At 43.2% G+C, this 16,600-nt stretch carries 14 protein-coding genes; 3 read left to right on the top strand and 11 right to left on the bottom strand.

Going from position 1 to position 16,600, the window contains the following annotated elements; translation table 11 throughout:
- The first annotated feature begins 206 nt into the window (after nt 1–206).
- Together ACRBG0_RS13450 and cmk are read left to right on the top strand one after the other, a co-directional pair.
- The gene (locus tag ACRBG0_RS13450) at nt 207–1,718 is read left to right on the top strand and encodes a hypothetical protein (RefSeq protein ID WP_431487388.1); all 1,512 of its coding nucleotides are present in this window, start codon (nt 207–209) and stop codon (nt 1,716–1,718) included.
- A 44-nt stretch (nt 1,719–1,762) separates the two neighbouring features.
- Nucleotides 1,763–2,443: a (d)CMP kinase gene (cmk, locus tag ACRBG0_RS13445; RefSeq protein ID WP_431487387.1), complete on the top strand. Its 681-nt coding sequence runs from the start codon at nt 1,763–1,765 to the stop codon at nt 2,441–2,443.
- A gap of 75 nt (nt 2,444–2,518) precedes the next feature.
- On the opposite strand, the gene ACRBG0_RS13440 is transcribed toward cmk, so the two are convergent.
- The 10 genes from ACRBG0_RS13440 to ACRBG0_RS13395 all read right to left on the bottom strand — a co-directional run bounded on the left by ACRBG0_RS13440 (nt 2,519) and on the right by ACRBG0_RS13395 (nt 12,112).
- Complete coding sequence (locus ACRBG0_RS13440; RefSeq protein WP_431487386.1) at nt 2,519–2,923, bottom strand: hypothetical protein; 405 nt, start codon at nt 2,921–2,923, stop codon at nt 2,519–2,521.
- Between the two features lie 102 nt (nt 2,924–3,025).
- Nucleotides 3,026–3,700 carry a hypothetical protein gene (locus ACRBG0_RS13435; protein WP_431487385.1) on the bottom strand — a complete coding sequence of 225 codons (675 nt, stop codon included), beginning with the start codon at nt 3,698–3,700 and terminating at the stop codon, nt 3,026–3,028.
- Between the two features lie 61 nt (nt 3,701–3,761).
- On the bottom strand, nt 3,762–4,877 hold the full coding sequence (locus tag ACRBG0_RS13430; protein ID WP_431487384.1) for a hypothetical protein: 1,116 nt from the start codon (nt 4,875–4,877) through the stop codon (nt 3,762–3,764).
- 10 nt (nt 4,878–4,887) lie between these two features.
- The gene (locus tag ACRBG0_RS13425; protein ID WP_431487383.1) at nt 4,888–5,526 is read right to left on the bottom strand and encodes a cytochrome c oxidase subunit 3; all 639 of its coding nucleotides are present in this window, start codon (nt 5,524–5,526) and stop codon (nt 4,888–4,890) included.
- Nucleotides 5,501–5,680 carry a DUF2256 domain-containing protein gene (locus ACRBG0_RS13420; RefSeq protein WP_431487424.1) on the bottom strand — a complete coding sequence of 60 codons (180 nt, stop codon included), beginning with the start codon at nt 5,678–5,680 and terminating at the stop codon, nt 5,501–5,503. The genes ACRBG0_RS13425 and ACRBG0_RS13420 overlap by 26 nt, the downstream gene beginning before the upstream one ends.
- A gap of 38 nt (nt 5,681–5,718) precedes the next feature.
- Entirely contained in the window at nt 5,719–7,440 is a 1,722-nt protein-coding gene (locus ACRBG0_RS13415) for a dynamin family protein (protein WP_431487382.1), read from the bottom strand.
- A 33-nt stretch (nt 7,441–7,473) separates the two neighbouring features.
- Nucleotides 7,474–8,112, bottom strand: coding sequence for a WbqC family protein (locus tag ACRBG0_RS13410; protein WP_431487381.1), 639 nt, complete (start codon nt 8,110–8,112; stop codon nt 7,474–7,476).
- A 161-nt stretch (nt 8,113–8,273) separates the two neighbouring features.
- Nucleotides 8,274–9,932, bottom strand: a complete 1,659-nt coding sequence (locus tag ACRBG0_RS13405; RefSeq protein ID WP_431487380.1) for a S8 family peptidase — start codon at nt 9,930–9,932, stop codon at nt 8,274–8,276.
- A 254-nt stretch (nt 9,933–10,186) separates the two neighbouring features.
- The gene (locus tag ACRBG0_RS13400; RefSeq protein WP_020539433.1) at nt 10,187–10,990 is read right to left on the bottom strand and encodes an ABC transporter ATP-binding protein; all 804 of its coding nucleotides are present in this window, start codon (nt 10,988–10,990) and stop codon (nt 10,187–10,189) included.
- Nucleotides 10,991–10,993: 3 nt separating this feature from the next.
- The gene (locus tag ACRBG0_RS13395) at nt 10,994–12,112 is read right to left on the bottom strand and encodes an ABC transporter permease (protein WP_431487379.1); all 1,119 of its coding nucleotides are present in this window, start codon (nt 12,110–12,112) and stop codon (nt 10,994–10,996) included.
- A 282-nt stretch (nt 12,113–12,394) separates the two neighbouring features.
- On the opposite strand from ACRBG0_RS13395, the gene ACRBG0_RS13390 reads away from it, so the two are divergent.
- The gene (locus ACRBG0_RS13390; protein WP_431487378.1) at nt 12,395–13,237 is read left to right on the top strand and encodes an O-methyltransferase; all 843 of its coding nucleotides are present in this window, start codon (nt 12,395–12,397) and stop codon (nt 13,235–13,237) included.
- Between the two features lie 100 nt (nt 13,238–13,337).
- Here the strand turns inward: ACRBG0_RS13390 and ACRBG0_RS13385 are convergent, their stop codons facing one another.
- Complete coding sequence (locus ACRBG0_RS13385) at nt 13,338–16,526, bottom strand: TonB-dependent receptor (protein WP_431487377.1); 3,189 nt, start codon at nt 16,524–16,526, stop codon at nt 13,338–13,340.
- Nucleotides 16,527–16,600 lie beyond the last annotated feature (74 nt).

Here is a 16,600-nt window from a genome sequence, read left to right as displayed (position 1 = left end):
CCGTTTTTAAAGCAAAAAAAGGTTTTACTCTCAGGAGTGAAACCTTTTTTTATTTTTGGAGTAAACCCTGTTACATTTAGTTCTTTATTTTAGCTATTTTGTGACAAGGCAGTCTGTGTGTGAAGAGGGTGTTGCTTGAAAAATATAGATCACTTCTTTTGATTGCCGTTTTACTTTGTATGTGAACCTACCCAAACAGAGAGACGATGAAAAACCTCTTGGAGATCGCCGGAGTGGTAACTAAAAAGAAAGTCAAAAAAATTGAGATTTTTGACGAATACGCGCTTCGTAACAAAGGCAGTAAATTCAATGAATTCTATGAAGACCTGACTTCTGGAGAATACAAGAACGACCGTGATGCTTCTAGTAAGCTTTATGGTTGCACACCTAAAGACGCCCGTTATCGCCAGCTAAAATCACGGTTTCGCAAACGGCTTTTGAATACACTCTTTTTCCTGGATGTTAATAAGCCTTCTGCTTCTAATTATGATCGTGCCCATTTTACTTGTCATAAAGAATGGACACTGGTCAAAATTCTATTGGATAATGACGCACATAGTTCAGCAATGGGGTTGGCCAGGAGCATCCTAACGACCGCCCAGAAGTTTAGAATTTCAGAAATAATTGTCAATTGTAGCCGAATTCTTAGAGAAGATGCTGCACTAAATGGCAACAATAAAGATTTTGAACTTTATGATAACCTGTTGAAAAGCTATAGTGTCATTCTTTCGGCAGAGATGCGCTCAGAAGAGCTGTATCAGCGTGTTGTAATGGATTATTATCAGCCAGTACACAAAGACAATGACCTTGAAGAACGTATTGATACCTATAGTACAACACTACTAAGTTTGTCTGAAATCAATGATTCGCCATTGATTTTTTATAATATGTTTTTGGTGTGGTCTATGCGTTTTGAAATGAAAAGAGAATACACTGCTTTATTAGAGGTGTGTGAGCGAGCAGGAAATTATATCAAGGACCACCCCAAATTTTATCAGGAAGAACGCCTGATCGAATTTTACACCAAAGAAATGTCTGCTTATTTACACCTTGGGAATTATACCAAAGGGCAGATAAATGCAGAGAAGTGTCTAAAGCAATTTCCCGAGGGAAGTAGACCATGGTTTACTTTCATGGAGTATTACTTGTTACTGGCGTTACATACCAATCATCATATTCAGGCCTTGGCCATTTATAATCAAACAGTTGCAAATAAGAAGTTTGTTAAACAAGACGCCAATACCCGTGAGCGTTGGAAATTATTTGAAGCGGTTATTTACTTTTTGCTTCAACGAAGTGGCTTATCTAAGCGCATCATAGCACCTAAACGGCAAGCAACTTTCCAGCCTGAAAAATTTGTAGAGAAAGACCATAATTATGGTTCCGATCAAAAAATATTGACGGTCTTTATGTTGATCATGCAGGTCTTCTTCCTGGTGGTGAAAAAGCAGTACAATCGGAGTGATGAACTGATTAATCAACTGCAGAACATGGCTAATCGCAACCTCCATAAGGATGAATATTATCGGCCTATCCAGTTTATTCGATTGCTATTGCAAATCCGTAAAGCGAGTTATCAGTTAGAAGAATTACGCAATACTGAAAAGTACCTGGAGAATCTGGTGAAACATCCTTTTTCTTACCGCGGGATTTCTTCCCAATTTGAGCCATTACCTTTAGAAAAACTTTGGCAGGAATTTCTGGATCATTTGGATTAACCTTGGCTTGGAGAGGCCGAAACTAGGGCTTATCTTCGCCGCTAATGAATAAAGAAGGAATAATTATAGCTGTTGATGGCTTTTCGGCGTGTGGCAAAAGCACTCTCGCGAAGCAACTCGCCCTGGCTTTGGGGTATACTTACATTGATACAGGCGCAATGTATCGCGCTGTGACTTATTTTTTCCTCAGAGAGCAACTCGACTGGAATGATGAGAAATCAGTAAAGGAGGCATTGACTAGCATCCAAATTGACTTCCGCAGAGAAGAAGATGGAAGTTTACACACTTACCTGAACGGAGAGGATGTTGAAAAATATATCCGTACCATGGAGGTGTCTGAATCGGTAAGCCCGGTAGCTACTATTTCAGCAGTTCGGCGTTTTTTGGTTAAGCAGCAACAAGCCCTTGGCGAGAAAAAATCATGCATCCTGGATGGACGGGATATAGGCACTATTGTTTTTCCGAAAGCAGATTTGAAAATTTTCCTTACAGCAGATCCTGAAGAACGGGCTCGCCGGCGATTGAAGGAATTATTGGAGAAAGGCCAATCGGTTAGCTTAGCTGAAGTGTCGAAAAACCTTACAGAGCGGGACCATATTGACAGTACACGAGAAGATAGCCCTCTGCGGCAGGCTGAAGATGCAGTTGTTATTGATAACACAGTATTGAGCCCAGAAGAACAGTTGGCAATGATTAAGACTTTGGCCGAGATGCGTGGAGCATAGATTTTATAGTATTAAAAAAGCCTCTATTTCCAACTGGTGAGAATAGAGGCTTTTTTAATAGGAAATAAGAACGGATTACAAGTCACGCAGCGAATTACGATCGCGTAAAATATCTTTTAGTTCCTTTAGGAAGGCATACTGATGAGGAAGCGCATCTTTAAGCGCATCTTTAATACTAACAAAGGCACCTAGCTCTATGTCCTTTAGTTTATCTTTCAGTTGTTTGGCATCTTGGTACAACATGGTTTTTAAACTAGGGATTTCATGCCAATCACCCTCTACTGCAAAGGCTTCTTCCTGTTCTCCGCTTGCTTCTTCCCTTACAGGGTCGAGCGTAATATAATCTTCAGGAGACTGTTCGGCGAGCTCTCCTTGAGGGAAGTTCAGGGTGTTTGCTTTTTCGTTATTGACAAAAAACACCTCCAGCCCGCTTTCGCGAAAGCGATAAATGATAAGGTTGACTTTCTTCCTGAGGCTCATAGCCTGAAATTTCGTGAATAATTAATCTTACAACAGGGGCTAACAACAAATGTTCATTTCTCGTTGTAAAGCAGTTGCAAAGTTACGGCTTATTGGCCAAATTTAGGAAACTACAGCTCTTTTTACCAGTTCTTCCAAAGCGAGGGCAAGGAACAACTGCTCTTCCTTATCGCTAATGTCGGGGCGGATGAAGCTAAAAGCCCGCTCGTGGAGTCCTTTTTCTGCTTTAACGATACTGGTTGTGAGGTTGCCTACTTCCTTTCCGCCGATTTCTACGGGTTGCATGGCTTCTTTACCTGGCTTCAATTGGGCAATTACTTTTCCTGTGCGTTTGCCTTTTAAAATGCCGTCACGAGAAAGTGTACCTACTTCCTGGCTATCAATGAAAAGGGTGGCTGTGCCTTTCTTGATCCAGAAAATATATTCGTGTTCGGCAGTACGAGCATAGAGTAACGCATTGGGCTTTTCCGCTTTGCCAAGGTATTGGCGATAGCTATAAGCGAGGACTGGCTCGTGATAGATAGTCGTGAAAATCCCTTTAGCAGTAGTCGTTACACCTTTCCGTAAAACTTGCTTGTCCTGCCCTAGGCTAAACAGCTCAAGTTCTTCTTTATCGATAGGAACCAACTTGGTTACCCAAGTATCCATATCTTCTTTTAGACGCTCGGTTTCCATGGCTAACCGCTTGTTCCCAGGAGCCATGTTTTTTGCAACGAGGCTGGTTAGTGCCAAGCCTCCAATCACCAAGGTGCCAGCAAGTATCGCTAAGTAAATCATATATTGATCGACAACTATTTATTAGTATGCAAAGGTAATGTTTTGTAAGAACAAGTAAGCCTTACTTGTTTCGTTTGCTGAGATAAAGATCCTGTATGTTAGGTCGGCCCAGGGTTTGTCGTCTATGCTTGATCGCTGCAAGGTCCTCTTGATTAAGAATGTTCCAGGTCGACTTAAGTAGGATAGTATCCAGCTCGTTTTGGATTGTTGGCCATTCTTCCCAGTAAGTATTTCCTGAAGTGCATATATCAGACACCAGTTCGTTTTTTATTACCAAGCACTCGGCTTGTAAAAAAGCGTGTTCTTGGGTAAGTTGATCCAACTCAAGTAGCAATTTGTAATGGATATTACGGCCTAGTAGACTGTGTTTCTGGTGCCGCGTAACTGGAAATTCCCAGCTGTGAAAATGATACTCAATTCCGTCTGGAGGATAAACTTCTTTTTGGTAAAACTGAAACATGGCTATTTCAGCTTCCGTTTCTGCTACTTGTGAACAGCGATCTATCCATTGGTTGAAATCTATCCACCATCCTGGGCCTGCGCCTGTTTGATAGGACAATGATGCCGGAAACAAGCCTTCGTACTGATGGGCAGGTAATAAGGGGTAATTTTGTAATGAGGTCTCGAGTTGATCGCGAAGAACACGCATAGCCTGAAAGGTGAGTAGTAGCACACCAGCTTGGTTGGTATTGTTCCACTGCTCCCAAATTTGTTCGTACTGTAAAAGTGCTGTGGTATTAAAAATACTACTTAACCTATTGTGCCATTGCCATGCTAAAACATCCTTATTCCCCAAGTTAAAATTTGTGGGATTGGCATATACCCAAGCAAGTTCCTGGTTGGGTAAGATCACTTTTAGGAAAGGCTCCAGCAAGGTGTCTTTACGCGTTGTCTGGGGATAAAGGCGTTGTGAAATTTCTCCAGTGAGGAGGAGTTTATCGCCTCTTTTTAACGCGATTACGGGCTGACCATCAGGTTGGTCATAAGCGGTAAGGTCTTGTTGTAACACCAACTGCTTTTCGGTATTCGTGTTCCCAGTTTCTTCTTCTTTAGCATCGGGGGACGGCTGACAAGAGAGACAGGAAAAGAGTAAAGCGATTACTGCTGGAAAGACAATAAGTTTGTTTCCCCATTGGAGGTACCCCTCTTTTCGTTTTGAGTATTTGCGCGGAAACACAAGTCTAGCTTTAGTAAATAAGGTAATTGATGAAGAAGAATAAAACAAGATAAATCCAGAGGATATCGAGGAAGTGCCAGTAAATGGTGAGCAAACGAAGTTTTAGCCTTTTTTCAGGATCACTGAAATAGACAAGGACACTTACAGGATCCTGCATTTTTGTAAAAGCTTGCCATATGAAATAGCCTAGAAAAGGAATACCGCCAATAACATGTGCAAAGTGTAAACCGGAAATCAAGTAAAGATAGCCAGCAGAGTTGTTGCTGTCAATAAAAACTTCTTGCCGGAAGAGTTCCATCCATCCAACAGTTTGTAAGGCAAGAAACAGAAAAGAAAGTATCATGGTAACCCCGAGAGCTACTTTATAGCGATCAGTATTATCCGATAGGTATGCTTTTTTGGCAGAAAGCATGGTTCCACTACTCGCTAGTAAAATGAAGGTATTGAAAAGAAAAATCGAGGGGAGCTTGATAGGTGGAACAGAACTCTGTACCCTGGAATATACAAACGAGATAGTCAGGGATACAAACAGGATAGATAGGCTGAAGATGATCAGCATCAACAAAACATTGTAGGGGTGGAAAGCGAAAGATCCGTATTCATCGCCATCAGCATGATACTGGTCACGAAGCGGTGTGTTTTCGTTCATCTTTTCTGGCTTGACGATTCTCCTTGCCGCAACGATTGCTACAGTATTTCACTTCATCCCACACTTTTTCCCATTTTTTACGCCAAGAAAAGGGACGTTGGCAGTGCAGACAAAGCTTTTGTGGAAAATCAGCTTTTTTTCTTGTTTTCGGCATTGTATTTTCAACAGGAAACACAACTAAAGGTTGTTGAATCAAGCTAGCGATTTAGCTATAGCGGACAATCGCTCGTTGATAGAGGACTGTTGCAACGAGATTTCTTCCAGTTGTAGGCCTTCGCGTTTCAAGTGATCGTCGAAGCGGAGGAAGTTATCATCAATACGCTTCTTAAGGTGAACAATGTAGCGTTTGAGTGTGCTATTAACTTCCTCGGTGAGGCGCTCACGGCCTTGGTCTATTTCCAAACGGAAGCCATCAATAATCTTTTTACGCTTAGAGCGTGTGCTGAAGCCAGCAAACAATAGCCCAATGGCAGTAAGTAGACCTCCAGTTATATCAAGCATCCCAATTTGACTGACGGTCATCAAAATAACACCAATAGCAGCAATCCCGGATCCGGCAGCCAGATTGGGGGAGAGGTTACTTTTTTCTGGGAATAAGGATTCGTCTGTAAAATTTTCGGTTTTATTGATAAACCGAGAGAACTGGTCTTGCAAATCGCGGAGCACATTTTCACGCCGTTCTGCGATGTCGCTGAAAATTTCGTGATCGTTACTTAGGATGGTTTTACTGGATCTGATCTTTAGATCAATAATTTTTGCCATTTGCTGGATACTGTCAGCCAGGTCAATCATACCTTCGTTAAGTCGCTGCTGTAGGGCGCCATTGAGTTCGCCTTCCATTTCTTTAGCAAGCCCTTCAAGCCATTGCTGGGCAGAAGGCGTTTTGGAGAAAATACTGCTTACCGACCGGCGCAGAAGTCCGAATAAGCTAAGACCACCTTCTAGTTCGTAGGCTTTTTTGGTGGTGATTCTATCGTATGCTCCCACTAGAGCATCATTGAGTAAATCAACCTGTTTGTAACTTTTTGTTTCCTGGTCACTGAGGGTTTCACGAATATCTTCGCGGAATTCTTGATCTGCCTTGTACTGTTGTTGACGCAAATCAAGCCCCGTCGCAATTCGGCCATTAATATTGCTTGCTGTTTCAACACTGTTGATAAGCTTTAAGGCTGGAGCCTGGCCACCCGTAATATGATTTTGGATGTAAGTTCGCAATTCAACAAAACCGGATTCCTCTGTTTGCCCTTCTTGTTCTTGCTTGGCGGAAACGGCAAAAACATTAGGTGTTGTCATTCCTTTCTTCAGCGCATTGTCCCTGACTCCCTGTATATTTACGGCTAAATCATCAGCGGGCATCAAGTCTTTTTGTTGTAAAACAAAGATGACCTTCTTGCGCCATTCTCCTTGTATGAAATCGAAAAATTCCCATGCAGATTGCCGGTAGGGGTTTTTGGCCTCAAAAACAAAAACGATCAAGTCTGAAGCAGGAATAAAACGTTCGGTAATTTCCTGGTGGTGCTCAACAATGGTATTGGTGCCTGGCGTATCTACAATTGCTATATCTTGCAGGATATCAACGGGCAGCATGATTTTCTTGAGGTAATCATTGACCATCACTTCTGCTTTTTCTTCTCCATAGAGAATTTGCTGGATGGTATCGGTCATTGGTTGTGGTGCTACCTTGGTGATTTCTTCGCCGGTAGCGAGTAGGGCATTTACGAAGCTGCTTTTGCCGGCTTTTACCTCTCCTACAATAACAAACATGAAGGGCTCGTGGAGTCGATTACGTAAATCACTGACTGTATGACTCATCTCTTCGTGGCCAATCCTGATCGTTAACTCATGCAAATCCTTGGTGATTTCTTCTAATTGAGCCCGGTGGGTTTGCAGTTGCTGATTGAGCAATTTAGTCACAGTAGAAAGGTTTTTGTACGTAATACGTTAATCTTAAGACGAGTAATTTTCGCTAAGATACAGATTGGCTTGAGGTCCTTGGCAAAAAAGTAAATCCAAGATACTGAGATTGGCCATAAAACCATGACGTTCTCTGAATACCTGGGGGTAAGCGGTGAAGTTTTCCTGATAAGTGCCGTTGGGAGGGTAGAACTTGGGGGTTACTTTCTGGCGGATATCGTAAATGTTCTCTTCATGTTGGGTACGAAATTCTTTGGTCGTATGAATAGGCTTGTCCCATTGTAATAAACGGAAAATTGTTTTGAGAAAAGCTAAATTGAAATCCCAAAGCAATGCAGGAGGATCAATAAAAATGGGCATTAATTCATCAGCATAGTAAGGAAAAAAAGGAGCATTCCCGTAGGCTGAACGTATACTTTGCCAGTGCTGGCGAGGCCAGTCTTGGTGGAAGTTGAGTGCTACCTCCCGAATGAGAAGTTGATTGTTTTTACCCTTTTCTAGCGGTATACTCAAGCGCTGTAAGCCATTGGCGCCGACGATATAGCAGCGATTGCGGTAAGATCCTTTCTGGTAATTTTCACAAGCCTCCAAGAGAATTTCATCAGCAGCTTTGAAATAACAGAAGCTAGCTATCGAAGGAAGGAAGTGTAGTTCGGAAAGTAATGTTTTCAATTTGTAGAAAGAGTTTAAGCCAGTAGCGGCTCTTCAAAAAAAGGGTATAGAGGCTGTTTTTGAATCAGCTTCTATACCCTTTAACAAAATCAAGGTATAAGGAGTTGATGCTTTATGTGAGATCAATAGTGAAAACCATAGCACCAACAAGCTCTTTTATATTAAGCTCTTGGAATCAAAGCCGTGTCGCGGGTAGCAGCTGGCTTTTTCTTCTTCCCTTGGGTATTCATTGCCATTTGTACTGCGCGTAGTGTATTGGCTACACCACCGGTTACAGATAGCTTGTTGAGCATTACTTGTTTGTCATCTTCTCCAGGAACGTTAACCAAGAAAGAAGGCTGGATAGAAGAATCCATGATGATTTGCTTCACTTGCTGAGCCGTTAGGTCAGGGAAGTAAGAACGCAGGGTAGCTGCCAAACCAGCAACCATTGGAGCTGCCATACTGGTACCCTGTAGGTCTTGGTAATTGTCATCAGGAACAGTAGCGTAAATTTCTACACCTGGTGCAAAAACGTCTACCTTATCAGCACTCCAGTTAGAGAAGCCAGCAGTAAGGTTTTCGTCATTGCTAGCTGCCATAGCGCCTACCTCAATCCAAGTTTCTGCATATTTAGGGCGGAACAGTCCACGACGCTCAAATTTGTCGTGTGGGAAGTTGTTCTCAAAGTCGTTTTCTTTTCCGTCGTTACCGGCAGCGTGTACCAGAATAACATCCTTGGAAACAGCGTAACGAACAGCAGCGTCAACGGCATCTTTGTAAGGAGAATATCCTTTACCAAAGCTCATGTTGATAACGGTAGCACCATTGTCTACTGCATAACGGATAGCGTTTGCAACGTCTTTGTCTCTTTCGTCACCGTTAGGGACAGCACGTACAGACATGATGCGTACATTGCTGGCTACTCCGTCCATACCGATGTCGTTACCGCGAATAGCGCCAACAATACCTGCAACGTGAGTACCGTGGAGGGCATCAGGGCCTTCAACGTCATTGTTGCCATAGTTGCGGTCGTCTAAATCAGAAGGGTCATCACCTACGATATCACGGGCATCAAATTCTGGGTTCCAGTTGTAGTTGTAGGAATCGTTGAAATAATTAGCAGCGCCTTCCACCTGGCCATATACGTCTTCGAAATTGTCGCCTTTCTCTAGGATGCCACTCATAAACTGAGCTGCTTTGCCTACGTTACCTTCTGCGTCGGTGTGTTTTTGTACGTCTTCGAGCTTGATGTCAGCAGGTTCTTTACCAATAGCTTCAATCAGTTCGTTCATCATATCAAAGGTGCGGCTATACAGCATTACATTAGGCTGCATTCCTTCGCGCTTTTCATTGATGATGGTTTCGTACTCTTTGTAAAGTTCATAGTCACGACGGGCTTTTTTTGACAACTTGGAAACATCAGCACCGTCAAAACGCTCGTGAAGCTTACGATAAAGTCTTACTATTTCGAGGTTCTCAGCATTGACGCTTTTGCCATCTTTACCTCCGATAAAGTTCCAACCGTGGATGTCGTCGATATAACCATTGTTGTCATCATCAATACCATTCCCCGGGATTTCGTCCTCGTTTACCCACATGATATCAGCTAAATCTTCATGCTCGGCATCTACACCTGAGTCGATAATTGCGACAATTACCGTTTGACTGGCTTTGCCATTGAGTATTTCCCGATAAGTTTTGGTTGTACTCATGCCTGGATAGCCATCTTCAGCCATATCCATGTGTGGCCAATCTTTTGGTGTTGGCTTTTCGTCTTGGGCATTAAGAAGGGTGCATCCGAAAACGAGGAGCATCCCTAAAATGAGATTAAATTTCATGTAAAAGTTGATGTTTGTGCATAATTCAACGTACCGAACGGTAAAAAAACAAAGAGGAATCTATCCGCCGGAACGTGAGTAAAATATTGCTGTTTACGGAATAAAACCCATTGGGGTTCTCTATATCTTCTGCTTTTTGGTAAAATTCCCTCAAAAGTAGAAAATGAACGTATAATTCTGACTTTTATGTTGGCAATAAGTCACAAGTGGATCGCAAAAGGAAGTGAATGGGCATTAATGACGAATGAATGACTTTAAACTTGTTGGTCAATAGCAATCATGCGGTCTTCTACTTCACGAACAAGGTCTGTGAATTTTGGGTCGCGTTTCATTTCTCGGTCCCTATGAAGCGGCAAGTCCACCTGTATGTGATCTATAAATCGAGAAGGGGCTTTTTTCATAATATAAATATCATCCGCAAGATAAACGGCTTCAGATATATCATGGGTGACGAAAATAACCGTTGGATGAATCTCTCTCCACAGGTCTGCCAGCAAATCTTGCATTTGCAGTCGTGTATTGATATCAAGTGCTCCAAAGGGTTCGTCCATCAATAGGATTTCCTGATTGGCCATTAGGCTTCGAGCTATTGCAACACGTTGTAACTGGCCACCAGATAGGGTAGGGTATTGAGCGAATTTGTTTTCGTGGCCGGCGAGACCTACTTTGGAAATCATCTCCATAGCTCGTTGTCGTCGTTCCTTTTCACTGACTCCTTGGTAGGCTAGTGCCAGCGATACATTGTCGAGAACCGTTAGCCAGGGTAAGCTTGAATACTGTTGAAAGACCATCCCTACGCGGTTGTCCGCATCAATAGGCTTGTCGTGCAAGAGAACTTGACCAGAGGTTGGCTGCTGCAATCCGGCAATGTAACGGAGTACGGTGGATTTACCACAGCCGCTAGGCCCCAAGATGACAACGAATTGCCCCTGCGCAGGCTTGTCTTCAACTAAGAAATCAAGGTTTTGCAGGACGAAATTTTCGCCGCCATCGTAAGAATGCGAAACTTGCCGCAGTTCAATAATATTCTTTTGGTTACTATCAGTAAATAAGGACATAGCTTATTTCGTGTATGAACGTTGAAAACGGAACTCTCCGTAAAGAATCATAATGAGTCCTGTAATCACGGTGATGTACATCAGGTTAGATAAAATGCCAGCAAGCGATGGAACGAACGCACTGAGCAACAGGAACAGCATAACACTGCCCAGAATGACGAGAAAGCCAATCTTTACTTCCTTTAGTCCACCAAAAACGGTTTTGTAATATTTATGAGGAAATAGCCGCTTATCCAGATAGATAAACAAACGATCCTGGAGGAAACCAACAAGGATAATGATGATTAACCAAGCAAAAACCTTGTCTACTTTACCATATTTACCATTTACCCAAATCATAGCTCCGACACCACCGTCCCGGTTTAGTAATTCAGCAATGATGATATAGGTCCAACTGATGGCCGTTAAAACGCGGATATCATCCATTAACTTACTGAGAACGGAAGGAAGATAAACCGAACGAATCATTTGCCAGTTGGTAGCGCTAAGGGTGAAAACGGTTTTCAAATAAACTTCTTCCACTTCATTTATTCGCTGAATAACCACAGGAAGCAGGTAAACCAAAATACCAAAAGCAAGGAAGGCTACCTTCATATTGTCGCCCACTCCAAACCAAAGAATGAAGAGGCCGGTTATTGCAGTGATGGGCAAATAACGTAAGGCGTCCACTTGTTTGCTAAATAAAGCCCGAACAGCGGGTACCAAACCCAGCGGGAATCCTATAGCCAATGCGATGAAAATGGCCCAAAAGTAACCGCGAAGATTACGCCAGATCGAAATCCAGGTGTTTAGAAGCAGCTCATCTTTTTCCTTGAGCACCGGAAAGGCTGCTACAACATGATGAGGTGGTGGTAGGAGGGGGTAAACCTTTTCAAATTCTGTTGCGTTGGCCAAGTTAATAGAGTCAACGGTAAAAAGGCTATCAATATTAATGGCAAAGTCGTCGGCGTTTTGTTCTTCTATGGTAGGTATTTCGGTGCTGTACTCTACCAAAGGCCGCTCTATCGCGAGTGTTTCGGCCATTCCCCACCAAATTAGTATAACAATGATAAAACCGGCTAAGGCCCAAATCCATTGTTGTTTTCCGTCGTAGCGATTACGCAAATGAAGCAATGACGCCATGCAATAGGTATATTTTTGCGGAATTTAGGGTAATTTTAGGAGTCCACAAAATTTCATTTCCAACAGCAACTTTTACACCTTTACAGCTATTATATTGCGCAGAAAATAAAGTGCGATTTAGCTTCGCTGCTTCTTCGAGGTTTCTCAAGTTTTTCAAATAGTTAAAACACTTAAGGTGAATCGTTTATTCAACTATTATGAAAAACAAACCACGAAGTAGCCGCAAAGCGAATCGCTTTTTATTTTCGTGCTGTTCCTTATAACTTTTACACCCCGAATTAGATGTCTGTCCCTTTTTCTACTCATTGGCATTGGATATGTGCTGCCGGCCGATATTATTGGCGGGCGCAAACGCGCTATGATGTTCATTCACCCTTTTTAGCTGCATGGCTGAAAGCGGTTATGGAGGATGATCGGGAGTACTATGCTTTTGATGAAATCGAAATAATTCGCAATTATTGGTTGCGCACTCCTCAGATAGTAGACTACTCTTCTGATTTAGGGGCTGGTAGCCGTGCTGGACAAGGGGCAGAAAGGGCGGTTAAAGAGATGGCACGTTGGAGCAGCGTTGATCAACAAACGGGGCGCCGCTTATTTAGAATGATGCAGTTTTCAAAACCAAAAATGATTCTTGAACTGGGAACCAACCTGGGCGTTTCGGCGATGTACCTACAGCGAGGAGCGGTGGCCGCCAAGTTTTATTCTATAGAGGGCCAAGCTTCAGTGGCACGGTTGGCCAAGGAGTCTTTCCGACGCTTGGGGGCACAATACCAGCCAGAAATTATTACAGGCAGCTTTATGGAGGTTTTACCTAACCTGTTGCCTCGAATGAAACAGGTGGATGCAGTTTGGCTGGATGGTGATCACCGCAAGGAAGCTACGCTGGCTTATTTTGAAGAAATTTTGCCTTTCCTTCATTCAGGAAGCATCGTAGCTATTGGAGATATCCATTGGTCTGAGGGGATGGAGGCCGCTTGGGAGTTGTTAAAAAAACATCCTTCTGTTACGCTGAGTGTAGACCTCTTTGAATTTGGGGTGCTTTTCTTTCGGGAAGAACAACAAGAGAAAGAGCATTTTACGCTGATTCCTTATCAGTATAAACCTTGGCGATTGGGCTTTTTCTAAGATGAAAATAAAGACGGCCCACTGAAATTATCAGCAGGCCGTCTCTTGTATCAAAGGATGTATTGTGAAAATCCTTTTACCTTATACTCTGTACGAAGTACTAGTTAAAGGTGTAACGGATACCAACACGTCCACGCCAGCGAGAACCACGGTCAAAGATATTGAAGCGGTCATCACCTAAACGCTCGTCGTCAAAGGTGAACTGAGGAGTAGTACCATCAGCTGCGTAGCCTCTGAAATCGATCAATTGGTAATCGAATGGATTGCTGTAAATAACACCCCAATCAGAGTTCAACAAGTTCGCGAAGTTGAAGATATCCAAAGAAATCTCCAGCTTGTTGGTTTTAGTACCTGTCTTAACACCGAAAGACTGTGCAATACGCAGGTCGAACTGGCTGAAGAAAGGCGTACGAGCACCATTCTTCTCAGCGTAACTACCACGGTTTTCACTTAGGTAATCATCTTGCTCGATGAAGGTATTCAATGCCTCCCACTGTTGAGCAGCAGTCGTGCCACCGTTGTCAATTAAATTGATTTGAGAAGCATCTGCAGGAATCCAGATCAAAGAACGGTTACGGCTAGTACTACCCGTCTCGTTGTTGATGTTACGAGCAGAACTTTGAGCGTAAACGTAAGAGTAAGGATCACCAGACTGTCCGTTGTAGAAGATAGAAATACCTGTGTTAAACAAGCCATTGGTACCCCAAGAATTGTCATAACCTATAGCTGCGATAATACGTGAACCAATAGAGAAGTCAGAACGACCAACCATTGGTGCGTTACGACCATCTACGTTGAAAATACCACGCCACTGAGAAGAGTTCTGTGAAGAAGTACCTTCCATCAATGAAGTTGCATCACCGTAAGTGTAAGCAACATAAGTGCTCAGACCGAAGTCAAAGTCCTTAGCCAAAGTAGCTGATATGTTGTAGGTGTTACCTTCGTTGGTGTTAGAACCAAGGTAGATAGCATCATACGTAGGATCGAGGCTCGTACGTGTGTATACAGGACGATTATCAGGAGTACCCGTCCAGTTGAAATCAACGGTAGGGTCAGAGTTTACGTTCTGGTAAATGATATCGTTCAACGTCTTGGTGTAGATACCTTCCAAGGTAGCAGTGATACCACCAGGAAGCTCTTGATCAATCGCTAAACTAGCACGGAATACCTGTGGGTATTTGAAGTCCTTAGTAAACAAGTCAATCTGACCAGAAGGAACAGTAAAGTCAGGGTTAGTTGGTTGCTTTTGAGGGTCTGCTTCGAAAGGCTGATCCAGAATGAAAGCACCACCAACAGTCAAACCGTTGTTATTGAAAGCACCACCTGGCCATACAAAAGGAATACGGCTAGTGAAGATACCAAGACCACCACGAATGTTGGTCTTCTCAGATGCAGCGTACTGTAAACCAATACGAGGAGAAACCATCAACTGACCTTCAGGGGTTTCACCACCACGAGTACCTTCTACGTCATAAGCAGCAGAAATAGCAGGAAGGGTGGTTGTATTGAAACTGCTGTGAATGTTAGGATCATCCAAAATGAAAGGTACATCCAAACGAACACCCGCAGTAACAGTCAATTTGTCGCTTGGTGTCCACTCGTCCTGTACGTAAATACCCACCTGTAGAGTATTGAACGTAGCAGCAGCTGCAGATTCGTCACCAGTAACATCATCTACCAAAGAGTAAGAACGGTAGAATTCGTCAGCATTATCGCCATTTAAGAAGGCATCGATAGATGGGAATTCGTAAACACCGAAGTTCTGGCGAATAAATACGTTGTTAAAGCTGCTGAATTCGTTGTGCGTACCGATAGTGATGGTGTGCTCATTCTTGTACAACTTGAAGTTGTTGGTTATCGTAACGATATCCTGCTCCAACAAGTTGGCAGTAGAGAACTGCTCTGAACCCAAACGGATTTGCCCGTCACCATCAAAAAGAATCAAGTAAGGGAAGTCGTTACCGATAGGGTCACGGTCATCACGTACAGTAGTAATACCCAGTACTAAGTTGTTAGACGATTTGGTACCAAACATAGAGTTCAATTCCGCTGCGAAAGAGTTCGTTGTACTTGGGAAGTAAACACCATTGTTTTCGTAGTTAATGGTGTTTGCACTAGAGCCATTTACGCTAAATTGCTCAGCTTTAGTGTACTGATGGCGTACCGTCAGTTTGTTGGTTTCGTTCAGGTTGAAATCCAATTTACCGAACAAACGCAAGCCTTCCAGCTTGTCAATCTTGCTACCAAAACCACCTGGGTTGTAACCGTAATCGCTGATTAAGCGGTCAGATAGGTTGTTGAGGTCAGCTTCAGAAGCATCACCACGGTAGGTGTCGAACAAGAATGGAACAGGCGTTTCATCACGCTGGATTTCTCCGTTGAAGAAGAAAAATACTTTGTCCTTAACGATAGGGCCACCAAGAGATAGACCGTAAAGATTCTGAGCGAAATCGTCTAATTTTTCAGCTTCGCCACTTGTACGTTCGATCAGTGTTCCGTTGGTTTTACCAGCCAGACTTTCGTTCTGGGTGAAGTAGTAAGCAGAACCTTCCAGGTTGTTAGTACCTGATTTGGTAACAGCACTAATACCACCACCAGAGAAACCACCAAGGGTTACGTCGTAAGGAGATACTACTACCTGAATCTGCTCGATCGCATCAATACTGATAGGAGCGATACCGGTTTGTCCACCGTTAGTACCATTCGCTGCCAGACCGAATACATCGTTGTTAACAGCACCATCAATGTAGATAGCGTTGTAGCGGTTGTTCACACCCGCAATCGAAGTACCTCCACCAAAAGAGGCTTTAGATTGTGGCGTTAAGCGTGTAAAATCACCCAAATCCCGGCTCAAGGTCGGCATACGGCTGATGTCGTCAGACTTAATAATGGTAGAAGAGCCAATGTTACCACCAGCAGGGCCACCCTGAGCAGTCACCATAATGGTACCCAACTCAATAGCTGTTTCCTGGATAGCTACATCTAGACGGTAAGGCTGTCCTAATGACAGGTAAATACCATCATAACTAGCGTCTTCAAAACCAGTGTAAGAAATCGTGATCTTGTAAGGGCCTCCTACCCGCATACCGGGGATACGGAAGTTACCATTCAAGTCAGTAGATCCGCCGTAGGTGGTACCGGATGGTCCGTGTACGGCAAATACGTTGGCTCCAATCAGTTCTTCCGAACCGTCAGTGACCTTACCCTGCATGGATGAGGTCGTGGAACCTTGTCCGAATGCAAATGATGCAATGAATAGCATCGCGCAAATCGTAAAAAACTTCTTCATAGTAAGTGTAAAATTTAATGAAGTATGTACGCTGCAAAATTACGTTGAGTAAAAGTAGTCAATCTTCCTTTAAT

Origin of the sequence: Lewinella sp., assembly GCF_050633125.1 — a bacterium.
In the GTDB taxonomy this organism is placed as follows: Bacteria; Bacteroidota; Bacteroidia; order Chitinophagales; family Saprospiraceae; genus Lewinella.
Note: the sequence above shows the minus strand (reverse complement) of the source record. Positions and strands in the feature narration are given on the sequence as shown.